A 20,076-nucleotide genomic window follows, 5' to 3' on the forward strand; every position below is an offset into this window, starting at 1 on the left:
GTTACCATCCCACTTTTGAAAAGCTTGATTAAGCAGCCTGCTTGAGGGCAGCTTTTTGGCTCTGGAAAGCCCATTCGAGCCAATGCGTCAAAGCTTCGACATCCGATGTCTCTACTGTGGCACCAACCCAGATACGCAAGCCCGAAGGTGCATCGCGATAAGCACCGATATCAAAGGCAACGCCTTCTTTTTCCAGGACAGAAACAATACCCTTGGCAAAAGCTGCCTGCTGATCGGCCGGCAGTGCCAGCACAGCTTCATCAACAATGGTCAGGCAGACAGAGGTGTTGGAGCGGGTTTCCGGCTTCACAGCCAGATTGGCAATCCAAGGGGTCTTTTCAACAAAAGCATCAAGCGCTGCAAAATTGCGATCAGCACGGCCGATCAAAGCCTGCAAACCACCAATGTTCTGCGCCCATTCCAGTGCATCAATATAATCTTCAACGCAGAGCATCGAAGGCGTGTTGATGGTTTCACCGGCAAAAATACCTTCAATCAGCTTGCCGCCTTTCGTGAGGCGGAAAATCTTAGGCAGCGGCCATGCTGGCTTATAAGTTTCCAAACGCTCGACCGCGCGCGGTGACAAAATAATAATACCATGCGCACCTTCGCCACCCAGCACTTTCTGCCACGAAAAAGTAACGACATCGAGCTTTTCAAATGCGAGATCTTGTGCAAAGGCAGCAGAAGTCGCATCACAAATGGTCAGACCTTTGCGGTCTGCCGGAATAAAATCACCATTGGCAACGCGCACACCCGAAGTGGTGCCGTTCCAGGTAAAGACAACATCGCGATCAAAGTCGACTTGAGCGAAATCAACGATTTCACCATATGGCGCTTCAAATACGCGGGTATCTTCTAATTTGAGTTGTTTGACAACATCAGTGATCCAACCGGCACCGAAGCTTTCCCATGCAACCATGTCAACGCCGCGCGCGCCAAGCATAGACCAAAGCGCCATTTCAACAGCGCCGGTATCAGATGCCGCGACAATGCCGATACGATAATCGGCAGGGACGTTCAAAACTTGACGGGTAAGGTCGATCGCCTGTTTCAGCTTGCTCTTGCCGATTTTCGCACGATGCGAACGGCCAAGAGGTGCACCACTGAGCGCGTCAAGCGACCAGCCGGGACGTTTTGCACAGGGACCAGAAGAAAAATTAGGATTAAGCGGACGGGTGTCCGGCTTCGTAATCGTGGTCATGTTGTTTCCTATCCTCACAGATAGCACGCGTCTCGTTGGGGAGACGTGGCCCACTTACCGAGATACTGGAAACAGACCTCAAGCGCAAGATGCTTAATAAAATAATTTAAAACTACGCAATAAGTGCAGTTTATTTAAAAACTGAGGGAACCATACATGCCGGTCTTACGTTATCTTCAAACAACAAGCTTAATTCAACAATAGCGGGAGACACTTCATGGAAGATGCACAAATCGGCTGGATTGCAGCGATTATCATTGGTGGTCTGGCTGGCTGGCTGGCCGAAATGTTCATGAAAAGCAACAACGGTGTTTTCATGAACATTATTTTAGGCATCATCGGTGCGGTCGTTGCCAATTTCCTGCTCGGTCTTTTCGGCATTATTCTCACAGGTTGGATCGGCTATCTGATTGCCGGCTTTATTGGTGCCTGTATCCTGATTGCGATTGGACGCGCTGTCAGGCGCTAATAAAACGAATCATAAAAAAAAGCAGGCTTAACGGCCTGCTTTTTTTGTATATGCAGTTCAACAATCAATTGTCGAATTGATAACGCAGACCAACACGAACATCATGAATATTGAAGCCCTTGTCATAGGTAGGGCCATTTGAATATGCACCTTCGCTCATCTTGCCGCCATTGACATGACGGAAGCGATAACCGGCATCAAGTTTCAGATTATGTGTCAGATCATATGATGCACCGGCCATCAGTGCCCAAGTGAAACGCCAGTTAGAAGCACCATCCAGCTCAATCGGATTGGCCTGTCCTGGATTCTGCTGAATGACATTACCCCATTTGACATAAGTTCCACCGATACCAGCACCCACATAAGGGGTGAAGCCGTTAATATTGGCAATATCAATATAAGCATTTGCCAGCAATGACAGGGCAGACATTTTGCTGCTGTCTGATGAACTACATCTGTTGCCACCGCACCATGTACCACGGCTTCCGTCAAAAGATGAGCGGGTGGTATAATCCAGTGTCAGATCAGTACGGAAATAATCGGTTACTTGATAACCAAGACCACCACCGACAAGGAAAGAACCCTTCAATTTACCTGAAACATGGCCGTCGTCACCTTGAATCACACAAGGATCACCACAATTATTATCTGTCGTGTAGGTCGGAAACTTCGCACCCCGATACTTGGTTTTCGAATAACCGACATCACCACGCAGATACCAACCACCGGTTGAAACCGGCTGAGGGGGCAATTCAATGACCGGTGGTTCAATGATATCTGCAGCTTGCGAGATCGTTGAAAAACTCGCGGAGCCAATTAATGCTATTGTGACCGTTAAGCCATATTTCAGAGTATGTTTCATATCTGCCTCACCACTGTGTAACATCGCGAAACGATGCAACAATCTATTTTGAGGCTACCTTACCGTTAAAAAGTTAAACGCTGCTTAACCTTGTTTTTTTACCATAAATATTAAGGTTTACTGATAGACAACAGCTATAAAAAATGCCGGATAATCACATGAGTGATCATCCGGCGAATTAAAAAATATTGATCAATTTCAATTCAAGCAGCTGTTCTAATTGAAGAAATCACATTGATGATGTCATCGACCACTGTTTCAACCAGTTGACGGTCATCACCTTCGGCCATCACACGGATCAAAGGTTCGGTACCGGACGGACGAATGACCAGACGTCCATTATCGCCCAATCTGTTTTGCGCATCTTCTATCGCTGATTTCACCTGCTTATTTTCCAGCGGTTTGCCGCCGCTAAAACGCACATTCTTCAACAATTGCGGCACCGGTTCAAACTTGCGACAGACTTCGCTCAGAGGTCGTCCCTCTTCCTGCACACAGGCTAAAATCTGCAATGCTGAGACAAGACCATCGCCGGTTGTCGAAAACTCCGACAAAACAATATGTCCGGACTGCTCGCCACCAACATTAAAACCATTGGCACGCATATGCTCAACCACATAACGATCACCTACTTTGGTGCGCGCCAGCGACAAATGATGATCGCCCAAGAAACGCTCTAGGCCAAGATTGGACATGATGGTGGCAACAATGCCGCCACCTTGCAAACGACCACTCCGCGCCCAGGACTGCGCAATCACCGCCATCAACTGGTCACCGTCAATTACGGTTCCAGTTTCATCCACCAAAAGCACACGGTCAGCATCACCGTCAAGTGCAATACCCACATCGGCGCGGACTTCATGAACTTTGCGAATCAGACCAATCGGATGGGTCGAGCCACAATCTTCATTGATATTGATGCCATTCGGTTTGTCATTAATGGTAATGACCTCAGCACCCAATTCCCAAAGAGCGGCAGGTGCTACTTTATAGGCAGCACCATTGGCGCAATCGACAACAATTCTCAAACCTTCCAGAGAAAGGTTGCGTGGTAATGTGCGTTTGGCAAATTCGATATAGCGGTAAATATCGCCATCAACGCGCTTGGCTTTACCCACATCGCCATGACTGACCAGAAGCGAACTCATATCTTCATCAATCATTTTTTCGATCTGGAGTTCGAGAGCATCTGAAAGCTTGAAACCGTCCGGGCCAAAAAGTTTGATGCCGTTGTCATAAAACGGATTATGCGAGGCAGAAATCATCACACCGATATCAGCACGTAATGAACGGCAAAGCATGGCGACAGCAGGGGTCGGGATTGGCCCCAACAAAAACACATCCATGCCGGTGGCGGTAAAACCTGCGACAAGCGCATTTTCCAGCATATAACCGGAGCGGCGCGTATCCTTACCAATGACGACGCGACGCGCCTGACCGGAATTGCGGAAAAGATGTCCGACTGCCATGCCCACTTTCATAGCGATATCGGGCGTCATCGGAAAACTATTGGCTTTTCCGCGGATACCATCTGTACCAAAATATTTGCGACTCATGATTTCGCCTTATCCCGTGAGCTGCCGGATGAAATATCAACGGTCAGTAATTGCGCATTTTATCGCAGAACTGCCGCAAAACGGCAATAACACTCTTTTTCAATGAAAATATGGAATTATATTAATTGCTTTAATAATACCACTTACATTCATAAAACTCATATTAATCAATGCTCTGCCCGTAAAGACAAAAATACAAAAAAAGATAAAAACTGATTTCATATTCAAACAGGCAATAAAAAAGGCCGGATAAACCGGCCTTTTTAAATTAGTTTGGCTGTGGTTCCGGCTCAATATGGCCTTCATCGCCTGCTTCGCCACCCTTTTTAGGAGCAGTGGCGCCCGCCTTCGGCACACCTGAACCACGGGTTGGTGTGTCATCGCCAGCATCACGGCTCGGCTTTTTACCAGCCAACAAATTTCTGATCTCATCACCTGAAAGCGTTTCATATTCGAGAAGACCTTCAGCAAGAACAATCCAGTCTTCACGCTTTTCTGTCATGATACGGGTTGCTTCTGCATAAGCTTCATCAATCAAACGACGGACTTCAGCATCAATAATCTGGGCGGTTTCTTCCGAGACATTCTGTGTTCTTGCCACTGAATGGCCTAAGAAGACTTCTTCCTGATTTTCACCATAGGCTACATAGCCAAGCTTGTCGGAATATCCCCATTGGGTCACCATTGAACGGGCCAGTTTGGTTGCCTGCTGAATATCGGAAGATGCACCGGAAGTGACATTTTCCTTACCAAATTTCAGCTCTTCCGCCACACGGCCACCCATCATGATGGCAAGGCGCGAAATCATCCAAGTATAGGTTACCGAATAACGATCACCTTCCGGCAATTGCATCACCATACCCAGTGCACGGCCACGCGGAATAATGGTTGCTTTATGCAACGGATCCGCTTTCGGCACATTAAGTGCAACAATCGCATGACCGGCTTCATGATAAGCGGTATTCGTCTTTTCTTCCGGCGTCATTGCAGAAGAACGACGCTCCGCGCCCATCATGATCTTGTCTTTTGCGTCTTCAAATTCCTGCATAGTGACAAGACGTTTATTGCGACGCGCAGCCATCAAAGCAGATTCATTGACAAGATTGGCAAGATCAGCACCGGAAAAACCAGGTGTACCGCGCGCAAGTATTTTCAGATCGACATTCGGAGCAAGAGGCACATTACGCACATGCACTTTCAATATCTGCTCACGTCCGGTTACATCCGGATTTGGCACCACAACCTGACGGTCAAAACGACCCGGACGCAGAAGTGCAGGATCAAGAACATCGGGACGGTTGGTAGCCGCGATCAGGATGATCGATTCATTGGCTTCAAAACCATCCATTTCAACCAGTAATTGGTTCAATGTCTGTTCGCGCTCATCATTACCTCCGCCAAGACCTGCGCCACGATGACGACCGACAGCGTCAATTTCGTCGATGAAGATAATGCAAGGCGCATTTTTCTTCGCCTGTTCGAACATGTCGCGGACACGGCTGGCACCAACACCCACAAACATTTCCACGAAGTCTGAACCGGAAATCGTAAAGAATGGTACATTGGCTTCACCGGCAACAGAACGTGCCAGCAAGGTTTTACCGGTTCCCGGAGGGCCCACGAGCAAAACACCGCGCGGAATTTTACCACCAAGGCGCTGGAATTTCTGCGGATCGCGCAAGAATTCTACAATTTCTTCCAGATCTTCTTTGGCTTCATCAACGCCGGCCACATCTTTAAAGGTCACACGACCATGTGCTTCGGTCAGCAATTTTGCTTTTGATTTTCCGAAACCCATAGCCCCGCGTGAACCACCCTGCATCTGGCGCATGAAGAAAATCCATACACCCAAGATCAGGATCATCGGCAGCCATGACAGCAAAATACCAAACAGTGAACCGGAACCGTCGCTTTCAGGGCGCGCAGTAATTGTCACACCCTTTTCTTCCAAACGCGACACAAGACCAGTATCACCCGGTGAGTAGGTCTGGAATGTCGAACTATTATCGCCGTAAGAGCCGGAAACGCGCTGGCCGGTAATTGTTACAGATTTAACGCGTCCGTTGGACACATCATCTATAAATTGCGAATAGGGAATTTCACGCGATGCCGTGCGCTGACCGGGGCTCTGAAACAGGTTGAACAGAGCGATTAAAAGTAGAGCAATGATCGCCCAGAGGGCGAAGTTGCGATAATTCGGGTTCATAACGGGTCCAATCGATAACCTCGACGTTCCTGCAATCCGGAACAATATTCAAACAGTAACATAGGGTCGAACAACGGCATTGCCAAGGCAATCTGCACAATCAAAGTCGATTCTTATGAAACTTTCTGCAAATATTTGCGACAGGGTTAAGTTCATCGCCATTGAATTGTCGATAAAAACGTTCTGCCAGTATAAAATCATGCCCCGTCAACACATTATCCAGCAATGCATAGTGTTTCGAGACGGAAATATCACCCATTTCAACGCCACCCAAACCCAATGCAGGTAAAGCGCACAACTGATTCTTTATATAAAGACCGGGAGAAGAAAAGACTGCAGGCTGGAAAAAATCCTGTCGGTTCAAACCATAGTTCAAGCAAAAAACATGAAAATCTTGCATCCCGACAGGGCCAAGTTCTACCGGTTCATCTGTCTTATTCTCAATCAAATATCGCTGATCCCATAATTCAACAGATTGAGGCTCAACAATAATCACCGGTAAATGACGCTGCTCACGCCAGATGCGATGATGGCGCACACCTGTTTCAATAATGCAACCAGCATAATTCATACGCTTTGATGCCATCTCTGCTGCCAGCATTTGTTTTAAAATGCGATTGCGATCTTGTGTGCGGATCAGAAGATTTCGGCCACCTGTCAGCGCCAGAACAAAACCAATAAAAACCGAAGCTGCTTCTCGCGGCAGCTTAGCCAAAAGCTCCCTGTCAAGCAAAGCTATATCAGGCGCAACCTGTAGCAAAAGCTCGGAATGCTCATCCCAATAATCAACCGCCTGCTGATTAATCTTTTGCCGTTTTTGCACAGCCTGACCGATTAATTCCAGAAAGTGAACATGTTCACTTTCTTTGCAGGTTTGCCTGATGCGCGGTCGCTCATAATGAATGTCTAAATTGGTTGGATCATCAATCCAGCCGATATTTCTGGCTCTCAATTGATCGCGCAAAGCTTCGCGGCGCATATGCAATAAAGGGCGCACCAGCAAAAATTCTTTTGCAAGCAAACTAAAAGCTGCCATACCAGCAAGGCCGCGCATATCCGGCATGCTGCCGTCCATCGTAGCTGTTTGGCGTGATTGGCGCATGATATAAGTTTCTACCTGATCATCCTGACTGTGACCGGTAAAAATCATCGAAGCGCCAACCTCACGTGCTGCCTCCATCAATAAATGATAACGCATCTCGCGTGCGGCGACGGAAATTCCCGTGACAGGTTTGTCTGCGTTCCAAAGCTTGGTGATATGCCAGATTTTTCGTTCAGCACAAAATTGCGCAACCGCTTGCGCTTCAGCCGCTGATTCTGCCCGCAAATCATGATCAACAGTCACCGCCACCAATTGCGGCACGGCTTGTGTCACTGCTAATTGGTTCAAATAGTCTTGCAACAATACGAGAAGTGCAATTGAATCACTGCCGCCTGAAACAGCTGCAATAATTGCCTTCTCATTTTCCAAATTTAGTTGGTTGCAGATGCTTTCCATAATGGTCACGCAACTGCACTTAACAACCGCTTGCTGCTTTCGCCTTATCTATACTGGCCATAACCGCGGGAGTTGAACTTGGATAACGCGAAGGAATTTGTGCAAATGTAGCGCAAGCTACATCATGATTGCCCATCGCCTGCAAGGTAATGCCAAGTTTTAGCATGTTTTCTGCACCACGCTTCGAATCAGGATAGTCGCGCTGTGTGTCAATAAAAACGCTTGCCGCTTCTGATAAGCGTTTTTGCCCAAGGAGTGCCTCCCCTAACCAATAACGCGCATCTGCTGTCATCGGATCAGCCGGATAGCGATCAATATGGGCGCGAAATCCTGCCTCGGCCGCTTTATAATCGCCGGACAAAATATATTGGTAAGCCGCCTCATAAAGTGCATTGGGATTATCAGCATCCGGTAGAACAATTGATGCCGTTTCCCGACCAAGGCGCGAAGCTTCTTCCGGCACTGATTCCGGCTCTACATCCATTGTCTCGCCGATTACATTGCCATTGGCATCCATGCGGATTGAACCCAATTGGCGTGGAGGTGTACCACTGCCTTGCTGGGAGTGATCAGCACTGGAACCAATAGCCACGGAATCGGCGCTATTTGCATCGGTGGATTTTTCAGAGGTTGACGCGGCATCTTCCGATGCCGCCGCCATGTCTTTTTGTGTGGAAGGAGCAACAGAAGCTGCCTTACTGCCGGATGCACCGCCAGCGTCAGTCTGTTTTTTCTTTTCCAGCTCTTCAAAGCGATATTCGTTATCTTCCTGCTGCTTGCGCATTTGCTCCTGCATTTGCAGAATCTGGAAGTTCAGTTCTTCCAGCTTGCCGGAAAGATCACGCACCTGTTCCTGCAACTGGCTGACGCGCGGATCAGCAGCCTGTGCTAATTGAACAAGACCGTCGCGAACCGGTTCCACCCTCATGCCGGCGCCAGCGGCAAAAACCGGGCTACTGGCCAAAAGCGACAGCATTGCCACCGTGATGGTCATATGTTTGGTCAAAGTTTTCATTCCCTGCTTGCCTCATGCAATGGACTGATTGTTTCAAATTACCGCCAATCACAAAATTAACAGCTCATGAACGGCGATCTTTCATTCCATATCATGAGTAAGTTGAATTCGGCTAAAGTTTGTTAGCCATCGACTTAATCATGTAAAAAATAAAAAAAGCGGCTCAAGAGCCGCTTTTTTATCACTCATATTCACATACAACCAGCTGCTTTTACAGCTGACCGTTTAAATTACTGGTTCAGGACAGTAACCGCACGGCGGTTCTGTGACCAGCAAGAGATATCGTCACATGCTGCAACCGGACGTTCTTTACCATAAGAAATGGTACGCATACGGTTGGTTGCTACACCGCGGGAGGCGAGGAAATCACGTGCAGCTGCTGCACGACGCTGACCCAGTGCCAAGTTGTATTCACGGGTGCCGCGTTCATCCGAGTGACCTTCAACGGTGATCGAATATTGTGGGTAACGAGCAAGCCACTGTGCCTGTTTGGTCAGGGTCTGCTGTGCGTCTGCGCGAATAACCGACGAATCCAGATCATAGAAAATGCGGTCGCCAACATTCACCGTGAAGTCCTGCTGGGAACCAGGGGTGGCCACTCCGCCAAGACCAAGGTCACCGGCATTGTTGGGAAGGTTTTTCTTTGATGCGCAACCGGCAACTGCCAGTGTCATGAAAAGAGCCATAATAAGCGGGCTACGGGCTATCGACTGGAAACGGCGCATGGGCCGAAGCTCCTTAAAGTTAATGTTTCAGCGTTAGAGCCCAATAATCATATTGAGGTTAAATTATGCTGAAAAAGTAAGGTTAACATTTTATTACGACTACTTTATCCAGTCGCGCTTCGATCTGCACATGAAGGGTAATTAAGGCAGAAAAACGGCCTGTTTAAAGCAAATACGGCCTTCATTATTCAATAATGTTCGCATTTTAGCAAGCGTTGCATATAAGCCTCAAACGCTTACATGTTCGCAATGGTTAGAAAATAATCGGCACTGTCGTAGACTTTGAGCTTTTTAAAAACGGGGTTAGGCTAAAATTTAAACAAACCCCACTTTGATTTTTTTAGTTGTGACCGCGACTATTCGAGCAGTGGCGACCATGCCGGATCTGAACCGCCATTCGGGGTCTGGATCTGGCGTTCGTTACGTCCTGTAACGTCGACAGTGTAAAGCTTGGCACCTGCACCACGTGGCTGACGGAAGAACATCAGCACACGACCATTTGGCGACCATGTCGGGCCTTCATTATGGAAACCTGTGGTCAGCAAACGCTCGCCAGAACCATCAGGCTTCATCACACCAATGGAAAACTGGCCGCCCGACTGTTTGGTAAAGGCAATCAGATCGCCGCGTGGTGACCAGACCGGTGTGGAATAGCTACCATTACCAAAGGAAATACGCTGCGGATTGGAACCATCGGCACCCATCACATAAATCTGCTGTCGGCCGCCGCGGTCAGATTCAAATACGATCTTCGAACCATCAGGCGAGTAAGACGCAGAAGTGTCGATCGCCTGTGAATTGGTCAAACGTGTGGTGGTGCGTGAACGCAGATCCATCGTGTAAATATTGGCACTGCCATCATCCTGCAACAAGCTCATGATGACCTTCTGGCCATCGGGCGAGAAGCGCGGGGCAATGGTCATGCCGGGAAAGTTACCAACTACTTCACGCTGACCGGTTTCCAACTGCAACAAATAAACGCGTGGACGATCACCGCTAAAGGACATATAAGTCACTTCCTGACGGTTTGGCGAGAAACGTGGTGTCAGCACCATATCGCGACCGTCGGAAAGATAGCGCACATTCGCACCGTCCTGATCCATAATCGCCAGACGCTTGACGCGCTTGGAAGCAGAGCCGGATTCGTCAATATAAACGATGCGGGTATCGAAATAGCCTTTTTCACCGGTCAGGCGTTCATAAATCGCGTCGGCAATAATATGCGCTACTCGGCGCCAGTTTTCTGGTGTGGTGTAAAACTGCTGGCCGGTGAGCTGCTGTCCGCCAAATGTATCCCAAAGACGAAACTCTGCTTTCAAACGGCCATCCGGCTGTTTGGTGATACGGCCTGTGGCCAGAGCCTGTGCATTGATGACCTTCCAGTCTTCAAAGCGTGGAGCGGCATCCGGGTTGGAAATTTTTTCGATAAAAGCTTTTTTATCGATTGGCAAAAAGAGACCTGATCGCTCCAGATCAGCAGCAATCACTGCCGAAATATTGGCACCCAACTGATCTCCGGAGAGAAAGTCAGTCACAGCAATCGGCAGCGGCTCCACATTACCTTTGTTAATATTGATCTCAACAACCGCGCGTGCCGGCAAAGTCGCGGCCATACTGGCGGTGACCATTACAGCGACAGCTGCAAAGATCGTCCGTATTTTTATCTTCATGATCTTGTTTTTCATGATGACCGGGGCCTCATCTGTCTTATTTCAAAAATCGTTTCAACTGCTCAGTTATTCGCTATCTGCTGCCATTCTTCAAAAACGGCAGCACATTATGCTTACTTAGAACATCTCGCTCGGGTCGAAGTTCACAATCACATCGGCCCATGAATCATATTTATCGCGTGGCAGATTATATGGTGCGCAACGCATCACTGCACGTTTGGCGCTTTCAGCAGCCACTCGCCCGACACCACTATCAGCGCCGCCTGAAGTCACCACAGGTGCCCCTTCAATCTCGCCACTTTCGGTCAGACGCATTTTCACTGTCACGACCAGACCGTGCGCATCGGCCACACCGGCAGGCACGTTCCAGCAACGCTGGATCTGGCCGCGCAATGCATCCATTTCGCTCTGGCTCAGCTTCGAGCCACCAGTGGTCTTTTTAGCACCGAGCGACGCCTGATCGGTTGAGCGTTTAGCACCGCCACCGGCTGCTTTTTCACGGTTCAAAAGGGCTGCCACTTCATCAGCGATTGCGTCTTTTTCCTGTGACGATGCGCTGTTATTTGCAGTCTTCTTAGGTTCCTCAACCGGTTTACGATCCGGTGTTTTGGCAGTCTGTGCCTGCGGTGGCTGCGGCTTGGCCTGAGGGGTCGGCACATTTTCCGGCAGTTTCGGCGTATTGTCGAGCGCGATTTCCGCCTGCTTGTCAATGGCTTCTGCTACCGGATCAGGTTTAACCTCCTGCTTCGGCTCAGGCTTTTGCTGCACTTCAGTGGCTGGCACCGGCTGTGGTTTTGTTTCTGGTGCCGGATCAGGCTTCGGCTCAGGTTTTAGTTCCGGTTTATCGGCAGGCTTAGGTTCGGCTTTTGCCGCATCTGCCGTTTCCACGTTTTTCGGTTTTTCATCTGGTCGTGGCGGCGTTTTCAGATCAATGTCCTGATCACCGACATTTTCAGCCTGATCAACGGCTTGCGGTTTCGTGGTAGGCTTTGGCGCAGAAAATTCTTTCTTAGGTGCTGATTTCTCACCTTGCTGAACCTGCGTAATCGATTCAATCGGCACGATATCGACAGGAAAAGCTTCTGAATCAGAGACGTCAAACGCCCGCGGCGATGAGAATGTAACCAATCCCATACCGATAATTGCAACGTGGATAACCACGGAGGATGTGAGCCCGGCCTTCATGATACCGTCAGCTATCCTGCTCCTGGAGGGTGACCAAGCCGATATTTTTAAAACCGGCGGCGGAAATACGTGCCATGACCTTCATCACGGTGCCGTAATCGGCGGATTTATCACCGCGCACAAAAATTCTCTCATCGTAACCGGTCTTGGAAATTGCCTCCAATTTGGCAACAACTTCATCCATTGCTACTTCAGTTTCCTGCAAATAAATCTCGCCTTTATCATTAACCGAAACAGTGATCGGCTGCGTATCTGCATTCATGGCTTTAGCCTGTGTGTCAGGCAGATCAATAGGCACACCAACCGTCAGCAATGGCGCCGAAATCATGAAGATGATCAACAGCACCAGCATCACGTCAACAAACGGCGTGACGTTGATTTCGCTCATAAGAGCTTTCTTACGTCCGCGCCGGCGGCGCCCGCCTGACATTCCCTGATTACCAACCGACATGCCCATGATTATTTCCTGAACTTCAAATACGTCTTCACATGAAAGCTTTCACAAAACCTCAATTGCGAGGTGTGAGCTTTTCATCAATTTGGCGCGATAGTATGGCAGAAAACTCATCAGCGAAGCCTTCGAGCCTACCGGTGATTTTTGCCGCATCGCCCGACAGTTTATTGTAGGCAATAACCGCCGGAATAGCTGCAAGAAGACCAATAGCTGTTGCAAGCAGCGCTTCAGCAATACCAGGTGCAACAACTGCGAGGTTTGTGTTTTTAGAAGCTGCAATCGCCTGGAACGAGCTCATAATACCAACAACCGTACCGAACAGACCGATAAATGGTGCGGCCGAACCAATGGTTGCCAAAAAGCCCAAGCGGGATTCCAAAATGTCGTTTTCACGCGCCAGCGCCACATCCATGGCTTTATCAATACGCATCTGCAATGCAATTGGGGAACGGGCGCCTTTTTCAAAGGATTTCTTCCACTCCCGCATGGCCGCCATAAAAATTGCGCTCATGCCCGTGGTCGTTCGCTCGCCCAAATTGCGATAAAGCTCTTCCAGTGACTGACCAGACCAGAAAGCCTGCTCAAAACGATCCAGCGCACGGCGCGCGCGGGTGTAGCTGAGGGACTTGTCAATAATGATCGCCCAGGTCCAGACAGAAGCTGCCAGAAGACCAAGCATCACAAATTTTACGACCCAGTTTGCCTGCATAAACAGGCCCCAAAGTGTAACATCAGCAGTGGGAGCTGCGAGCGCTACATTTTCCATAAGTACACCGTCCTCGAATCCAAACGCCCGGCTTTATCTGACCGGGCGGCTCGCAAAATCATCTTCGTTTCATCCCGCATCAAACGGGTGAGAATTCTTTTTGCGCAAACTTTAAACAATCAGTATGCAGTCGCCGCACGCAAAACCAACATCGTCCGCAGCAACTTCTGACCACTGTCGCATCATCACTACAGCCTCACTGACCCATTGCCTTGTTACGGTTAATTTTGGTGAAACGAAGGCGTTACGCAAAAACCTTCATTCCAACCGATTCCGTCAGCATGAATAATGAATTATTATGGTTAAAGATGGGTTACGATTCGCATTAACTTGAAAAAAACCGTGATTTTTGAATCATTTTGACTCTAAAATCGTCGCCTGAAGCCAGCACTTTGCAAGTTTTGCTTATACAGCACCGCGAATTGCGCTTATTGGGATACCAAAAACGCGTCTCGCCATTCTGCCGGAAAGCGGCGCGGCTTGCCCTGTTTCGTAATCATCACCGCTTCAACCAAAGCCGCGCATAACAGCCTGCCCTCGCAAGTGATTTTCTGCTGCATATGAATACGCGCGCCACTAACATCGGCGACTTTGGTTTCAATCAGCAACAGATCATCAATTTTTGCCGGAGATTTAAAGTCAATCTCCATCCGTCGCACAACCCAGACCAGTTCTTCACCCAACGAACCTGCCGCAAGCTCGGTGTGATGCACACCTTTCAAACGCAAGAAGTCGGTACGCCCCCGCTCGAAAAATTCCAGATAACGACCATGATAAACCACGCCGGAAAAATCTGTATCGGCATAATAAACCCGTGCCAACAGACGATGCCCGTTTGCATGCAATTCACCGGCAATCGCCTCACTGATTGTTTCACTGGCTGATTTTGTCTCGGTCATGCTTAGTCTTCCTGGAATAGTCCGAATTGCGACTGCGCCATATCCGTTGGTGTCGGCAAGCCCATATGCTCCCAGGCAATATGGGTCAAAACACGACCACGCGGAGTGCGCTGCAAAAAGCCCTGCTGGATCAAATATGGCTCAATAATATCTTCAATCGCATCACGTGGCTCTGACAAACCCGCCGCAATGGTTTCAATACCGACCGGTCCGCCACCAAAATTGCGCGCGATCATATCAAGATAACGGCGGTCAAGCTGGTCGAGCCCGCGCTCATCAACTTCCAAGCGCAACAAAGCTTCATCGGCAATTTTATGGTCGATGACATCCACTTTTGCCACCAGCGCAAAGTCACGCACACGCCGCAACAAACGACCGGCAATACGCGGTGTGCCGCGTGCGCGGCGTGCAATTTCACGCGCGCCATCATCGGCAATCGGCATTTGCATTAAGCGCGCACCACGGCGCACAATATATTCCAGCTCTTCCACCGTATAGAAATTAAGCCGCACCGGAATACCGAAACGATCACGCAAAGGCGTGGTCAACAGCCCTAAACGCGTGGTTGCCGCAACAAGTGTAAACTTGGCGAGATCAATTTTAACCGACCGTGCCGCCGGCCCCTCGCCGATGATCAGATCAAGCTGATAATCTTCCATTGCCGGATAGAGAATTTCTTCAACCGCAGGGCTCAAGCGATGAATTTCGTCAATAAACAAAACATCACGGTCTTCCAGATTGGTCAAAAGTGCTGCCAGATCGCCAGCCTTGGCAATCACTGGCCCCGATGTTGAGCGAAAATTCACGCCAAGCTCTTTCGACATGATTTGTGCCAGCGTCGTTTTACCCAATCCGGGAGGGCCGACAAACAGCACATGGTCAAGTGCTTCGCCACGCACTTTCGCCGCTTCGATAAACACTTTCAAATTGGCACGCGCCGCTGCTTGGCCGACAAAATCGTCAAGCGATTGCGGGCGCATGGCCACGTCAGTGTCCTCACCACGTTTATCCGGCGAAATCAAACGATCTGTATCATCCATACTTAACGCCTTACACGTGAAGTGAAAATCAAATCAACACTCACTGCGACAATTCCTTCAAGCCCAACCGGATCAGTTTGGCCGAATCGGCATCATCACCAACCTGTTTGATGGCTGCCGCCACAGCATTGGCTGCCTGCTCGCGCGAATAGCCAAGATTGGCAAGGGCAGACACCGCATCCCTCACTGCACTGGATGCAACGCCTTCGCCAATTTCTTGTTTCAGTCCCATCGAGCCGGATGCCTCACCTGCAAAAGCCGGCGCTTTATTCTTCAATTCTGTTACCAGACGTTCGGCCACTTTTTTGCCAACCCCCGGTGCACGGCTCAACATCGCCAGATCACGCAGCGCAATCGCATTGGCAAGTTCAGACGGGGTCAAAGCACCAAGAACCGCAAGCGCCACCTTCGCCCCCACCCCTTGCACGCTTTGCAACAAGCGAAACCATTCACGCTCCAAGGCAGTGCCAAAACCAAACAAGCGCAAAGCATCTTCACGCACATAGGTTTCAATCAGCAAAATGGTTGCTTCACCGGTTGAGGGCAGATTGCCCAATGTGCGCGCCGAGCAAAAAACCACATAGCCGACCCCATGCACATCAATGATGGCGTGATCTTCGGCAATTTCATCCACAACGCCCTTAAGCTTGCCAATCATTCAACAATCCTTAATCAAGCGCTTGCGGCTATCCGCAGGCTTCCAATCAGACTTTCACGATGATGCGCATGACAAATGGCAATTGCCAAGGCATCCGCTGCATCACTTGTATCAAAACGCGCGCGCGGCATTAAAACTTTGACCATCATGTGAATTTGCTGTTTTTCGCCGTGACCAACGCCGATCACCGCCTTTTTAACGGCATTGGGCGCATATTCGGCCACAGGCAATCCGGCCTGCGCCGGTGCCAGCAGCGCAATGCCGCGCGCCTGCCCCAATTTCAAGGTCGCAGTCGCATCTTTATTGACGAATGTATGTTCAACGGCTGCCTCATGCGGGCAATGCTCGTGCAGAACTTTGGCCAAGCCTTCATGCAACTGGCACAAGCGCGAGGCCAGATCGAGCTTTGCATCGGATTTAATCGTGCCGGATGCAATAAAATGCAAAGAATTACCCAGTGACTCGACAATACCCCAACCGGTATTGCGCAAGCCCGGATCAATGCCAATGATGCGAATCGCCTGTTTCATATGTTCACTCTAGCTCTATTGCACTCAGTTAACAGCACAAATGTGAACAAAAGAGAAACAAATTACCGAAGATCGCTCAAACTATCTGAAAATATCAAGAAGCGCCAAAAGCTGTTTTTAATAAAACCAGCTGCTGCGACACCGGATTTTGCTGAGCAGGCGGACGGAAAGACAAAAGCTCACCGTAAACTTCCTGATCAATTTTACGCACGCGTTCCTGCAAGCGCAATGAATGCTCGATCAGATCGACAAAACGATCCGGCATTTCGCTCCAGCCCGCAATGCTTTGTTCTGCGGAAGGTGTGTTGAGGCGCAACTTGTTTTTTTCAGCGGTCACTTGAGCGCGCGACATTTCACCATTGCGCGCAGCACGCTGCAATAAAAGCCAGGAAGCGATCTGCATCAACCGGCTGGTCAGTCGCATGGATTCGGAGGCGTAAAGTGCAGCCGCTTCATTGGAAAGACCGCGTGATTCTTCACGACCATCTCCGTCCAGATAGCTTGCCGCCTCTTCCACCAAATCCATACCTTCACGGTAAAACGGCAGAAAAGAATCCGAATAGACTTTGCGATCCGCCAAACGGATTGTATTGCCCGGCAACGATTGATGCAATGATTGCTGCTCTGTGATCACTTTTCCACCATCCCGCGACCTGCTCGCATCAAAAAATGCGCCCAAGCCCATATTTATGAGTGCCCACCAATGTCGACTCAGCATAACCAAACCGTCTGACGGACACGAAAACCAATGTCTGAGCTGCTGTTCGATCATGTTGCGGATGCGGATGAAACCGCTGCAACACGAAACTCCACCACAAACTGCACACTCATACACGGTCGCGCAACAATATGTTTAATTTTGGGTTAATAACCACAGGGAGAGAAATTTTGACGAAAAAAGTAACCAATCGTTAAAAAACGATTCTATTTCGCTAATGCTATGAAAAACATAAAAAAAGAGCCGCATAAGCGGCCCTTGAAGTTTTAACAGGGAGGCGTCAGACAAAGTGGTAAAACCACTTCAGTCAAAATCCGGCCAAACCGGATATCAGTGATTAAACCGCGTTAAGATTAACGGAGGGTTAATTTATTCGTTCATTTTAGCGATTAGTAACATCTGAAAAACATTATCATACCGTTCCGAAGGCAGGCTTTGGGTTTGGCTCTGCATTTAGCTCCGGCTTCACCTTGACAGGCTGCGGCATCGCGGATGCAGCATTGGTTTTGGCCTTATGCTTCAGTGAAGAGAGCCATTCCAGATAATAGGCAAAAGCAAATTGCGCCACGATACCAGCAGCAATCAGCAGGGTGTCATCCCAAAAACCACCCGGATTAACCAGCTTCATCACCTGCGCCACCATTGCCAGCAAAGTTCCGGCGATAAAGATCGGCAGCGAATGGCGGCCCATAATTGCCAGCGGATGATCATGGGCAGTACGTGCCAGATTGGCGAGCGCCGGAATCGCCGCAAGCAAATAGACGATGGAAAGAATATGCAACAAACGCGGCAATGAAAGGAAAGTCTTGTCGAAACCGGTGAGTACAGCCGGCAGGCCGTAAGATACATCCACGCCCCATAAAGGCCAGCGCACCCAAACCAGCGCCAAAACCAGATAGGCTGCGGCCAACACGATCATCCAGCCGCGCAGCGGAATTTCACCGCCATTACGCACATGGATGGTTCCGGCAATACCGATTGAAAACAGAAACTGCCATGAAAACGGATTAAGAAACCAAACACCATCATTAGGAAAGTTTGGCGGCGCGATATGATAAACACCGGCAGCCAACCAAACAGCACCCGACACAGCCAGCAAAAGCGGCAGACTGATACGCGCCAGAATTAATAAAACAGGCGTCATCAGCAACAATACCCCATACATCGACAGAATATTATTATAGCCAAGCTGGTGACCGAGAATAACCAGACCTGTCATTGCTTCTGCCGGTTTTTCCATCAACGGGCCGATATTGATCTGATTTAAAAATTCAGGGCGCGAGAAAAGGATGGCGGCACCGGCAAAAATCGCAATTGTCACCATAGTGGTCATCATATGCGAAACATAAAGCACACCCGCACGACGCCACATTTTGATACTTAACAGCAAACGATTACCGGAGATGAATTTATTGCCATATGCAAGGGCTACGGCCATACCGGAAATCAGCACAAAGGCTTCGGTCGCGTCGGAAAAACCGAGATTCTTATGCGTAAAATTTTCATAAACTGTGCCGGGCACATGATTGATGAAAATAGTCAGCAATGCCAACGCTCTGAAGACATCAATACGACTGTCCCGTTTTCCGGTAATAGTATTAGTCATATTATCCCTACCCCATCAATTCAAATTGTCATCGTCAGACCGGTGAAACCCACCGTACTTTTTCCACCCGCATCAAAAATCAGAAAGCGTGACGACAATCCGAATATTAATTTCACCTGAAAAAAGCCGTACTGCTTTGCACAACATTGATTATTCAGGTATCGCAGACATATCAGTGACTTTAATATAGCGCAGGATTGGGGCAGTTTAGGGTTTATGAAAATCAACTTTCCTTCCACATTATAACAAAGTGACAACAGACATGATCGGGGCTGTTCAATAGGATTGACTTGCTCTATGCCCGAATTCGATCAAAATTTAAGGATTTAAGCTGGTTCCATGAGTAAAAATAACGCCCCTACCCACCTTATTGAGAACCGCTGTCGTGTTGTTCTGGTGACACCACCATTGAACGACGCTGCCAAACTAACCGCACAGCTGGAACAGGCTTTGTCAGGCGGCGATGTTGCCAGTGTTATTCTCGATACCACCAATGCGGATGAAACACAGTTTCAGGCTTTTGCTGAAAAAACTGTGCCGCTTATTCAAACAGCAGGTGCGGCAGCACTTATTCTCAATGACACCCGTATTGCGGGGCGCGTGGGTGCCGATGGTCTTCATATTGAAGGCAATAAGGAAACCGTTGCCGAAGCCATTGAGCGCTACACACCAAAGCTCATTGTCGGTACCGGCAATTTACGTGATCGCCATTCTTGTTTGGCCATTGGCGAATTGCAGCCTGACTTTGTCTTCTTTGGTAAGATCGGCGCCGACAACAAACCGGATGCCCATCCCCGCAATCTGAGCCTTGGCGAATGGTGGGCGCAAATGGTTGAGATTCCAGCCATTGTGCAGGCAGGCAGCGATTTGCAGAGCATTATTCCCGCCGCAGAAACAGGTGCTGAATTTGTAGCTCTTGGCGCTTGCGTGTTTCAGGCAGACAATCCGGCAGAAGCCGTGGCAGAAGCCAACCGCCTGCTGGATGAACACGCTCCTCAATTTGAGAGCTGATTAC

At 49.1% G+C, this 20,076-nt stretch carries 19 protein-coding genes; 2 read left to right on the plus strand and 17 right to left on the minus strand.

Translation table 11 applies throughout. From position 1 onward, the window contains the following. Positions 1 to 28 precede the first annotated feature (28 nt). Positions 29 to 1,204, minus strand: a complete 1,176-nt coding sequence (locus JNC77_RS10555) for a phosphoserine transaminase (protein WP_374832234.1) — start codon at positions 1,202 to 1,204, stop codon at positions 29 to 31. A gap of 217 nt (positions 1,205 to 1,421) precedes the next feature. On the opposite strand from JNC77_RS10555, the gene JNC77_RS10560 reads away from it, so the two are divergent. Further along, positions 1,422 to 1,673 carry a GlsB/YeaQ/YmgE family stress response membrane protein gene (locus JNC77_RS10560; protein WP_374832236.1) on the plus strand — a complete coding sequence of 84 codons (252 nt, stop codon included), beginning with the start codon at positions 1,422 to 1,424 and terminating at the stop codon, positions 1,671 to 1,673. A gap of 64 nt (positions 1,674 to 1,737) precedes the next feature. On the opposite strand, the gene JNC77_RS10565 is transcribed toward JNC77_RS10560, so the two are convergent. From JNC77_RS10565 to JNC77_RS10640, 16 genes are all read right to left on the minus strand, one after another. After that, positions 1,738 to 2,535 carry an outer membrane protein gene (locus JNC77_RS10565; protein WP_374832238.1) on the minus strand — a complete coding sequence of 266 codons (798 nt, stop codon included), beginning with the start codon at positions 2,533 to 2,535 and terminating at the stop codon, positions 1,738 to 1,740. A gap of 203 nt (positions 2,536 to 2,738) precedes the next feature. Then, positions 2,739 to 4,091, minus strand: a complete 1,353-nt coding sequence (glmM, locus tag JNC77_RS10570) for a phosphoglucosamine mutase (RefSeq protein ID WP_374832240.1) — start codon at positions 4,089 to 4,091, stop codon at positions 2,739 to 2,741. A gap of 268 nt (positions 4,092 to 4,359) precedes the next feature. Then, positions 4,360 to 6,297 (minus strand): ATP-dependent zinc metalloprotease FtsH, encoded by a 1,938-nt coding sequence (ftsH, locus tag JNC77_RS10575; RefSeq protein ID WP_374832242.1) that lies wholly within the window; start codon positions 6,295 to 6,297, stop codon positions 4,360 to 4,362. A 100-nt stretch (positions 6,298 to 6,397) separates the two neighbouring features. Next, positions 6,398 to 7,795 (minus strand): tRNA lysidine(34) synthetase TilS, encoded by a 1,398-nt coding sequence (gene tilS, locus JNC77_RS10580; RefSeq protein ID WP_374832244.1) that lies wholly within the window; start codon positions 7,793 to 7,795, stop codon positions 6,398 to 6,400. A 19-nt stretch (positions 7,796 to 7,814) separates the two neighbouring features. Then, a complete protein-coding gene (gene ybgF, locus JNC77_RS10585) occupies positions 7,815 to 8,810 on the minus strand; it encodes a tol-pal system protein YbgF (protein WP_374832246.1) in 996 nt (331 codons plus the stop codon). 230 nt (positions 8,811 to 9,040) lie between these two features. Next, a complete protein-coding gene (pal, locus tag JNC77_RS10590; RefSeq protein ID WP_374832248.1) occupies positions 9,041 to 9,535 on the minus strand; it encodes a peptidoglycan-associated lipoprotein Pal in 495 nt (164 codons plus the stop codon). Between the two features lie 356 nt (positions 9,536 to 9,891). Further along, on the minus strand, positions 9,892 to 11,163 hold the full coding sequence (gene tolB, locus JNC77_RS10595) for a Tol-Pal system beta propeller repeat protein TolB (protein ID WP_374832460.1): 1,272 nt from the start codon (positions 11,161 to 11,163) through the stop codon (positions 9,892 to 9,894). A gap of 159 nt (positions 11,164 to 11,322) precedes the next feature. Then, the gene (tolA, locus tag JNC77_RS10600) at positions 11,323 to 12,390 is read right to left on the minus strand and encodes a cell envelope integrity protein TolA (protein WP_374832250.1); all 1,068 of its coding nucleotides are present in this window, start codon (positions 12,388 to 12,390) and stop codon (positions 11,323 to 11,325) included. Positions 12,391 to 12,397: 7 nt separating this feature from the next. Then, complete coding sequence (tolR, locus tag JNC77_RS10605; protein ID WP_374832252.1) at positions 12,398 to 12,847, minus strand: protein TolR; 450 nt, start codon at positions 12,845 to 12,847, stop codon at positions 12,398 to 12,400. A gap of 52 nt (positions 12,848 to 12,899) precedes the next feature. Further along, entirely contained in the window at positions 12,900 to 13,610 is a 711-nt protein-coding gene (gene tolQ, locus JNC77_RS10610) for a protein TolQ (RefSeq protein ID WP_374832254.1), read from the minus strand. Positions 13,611 to 14,038: 428 nt separating this feature from the next. After that, entirely contained in the window at positions 14,039 to 14,509 is a 471-nt protein-coding gene (gene ybgC / locus JNC77_RS10615; protein ID WP_374832256.1) for a tol-pal system-associated acyl-CoA thioesterase, read from the minus strand. 2 nt (positions 14,510 to 14,511) lie between these two features. Beyond that, positions 14,512 to 15,549 carry a Holliday junction branch migration DNA helicase RuvB gene (gene ruvB, locus JNC77_RS10620; protein ID WP_374832258.1) on the minus strand — a complete coding sequence of 346 codons (1,038 nt, stop codon included), beginning with the start codon at positions 15,547 to 15,549 and terminating at the stop codon, positions 14,512 to 14,514. Between the two features lie 40 nt (positions 15,550 to 15,589). Further along, positions 15,590 to 16,207 (minus strand): Holliday junction branch migration protein RuvA, encoded by a 618-nt coding sequence (gene ruvA, locus JNC77_RS10625; protein ID WP_374832260.1) that lies wholly within the window; start codon positions 16,205 to 16,207, stop codon positions 15,590 to 15,592. A gap of 14 nt (positions 16,208 to 16,221) precedes the next feature. Continuing rightward, positions 16,222 to 16,737 carry a crossover junction endodeoxyribonuclease RuvC gene (ruvC, locus tag JNC77_RS10630; protein ID WP_374832262.1) on the minus strand — a complete coding sequence of 172 codons (516 nt, stop codon included), beginning with the start codon at positions 16,735 to 16,737 and terminating at the stop codon, positions 16,222 to 16,224. Positions 16,738 to 16,831: 94 nt separating this feature from the next. Beyond that, positions 16,832 to 17,338: a protease adaptor protein RcdA gene (gene rcdA, locus JNC77_RS10635; protein ID WP_374832462.1), complete on the minus strand. Its 507-nt coding sequence runs from the start codon at positions 17,336 to 17,338 to the stop codon at positions 16,832 to 16,834. Positions 17,339 to 17,867: 529 nt separating this feature from the next. Continuing rightward, positions 17,868 to 19,061, minus strand: a complete 1,194-nt coding sequence (locus JNC77_RS10640) for an OpgC family protein (RefSeq protein WP_374832264.1) — start codon at positions 19,059 to 19,061, stop codon at positions 17,868 to 17,870. 339 nt (positions 19,062 to 19,400) lie between these two features. On the opposite strand from JNC77_RS10640, the gene JNC77_RS10645 reads away from it, so the two are divergent. After that, the gene (locus JNC77_RS10645) at positions 19,401 to 20,072 is read left to right on the plus strand and encodes a thiamine phosphate synthase (RefSeq protein ID WP_374832266.1); all 672 of its coding nucleotides are present in this window, start codon (positions 19,401 to 19,403) and stop codon (positions 20,070 to 20,072) included. Positions 20,073 to 20,076 lie beyond the last annotated feature (4 nt).

Origin of the sequence: Paenochrobactrum pullorum, from assembly GCF_041929845.1 — a bacterium.
GTDB classification, from domain to species: domain Bacteria; phylum Pseudomonadota; class Alphaproteobacteria; order Rhizobiales; family Rhizobiaceae; genus Paenochrobactrum; species Paenochrobactrum pullorum.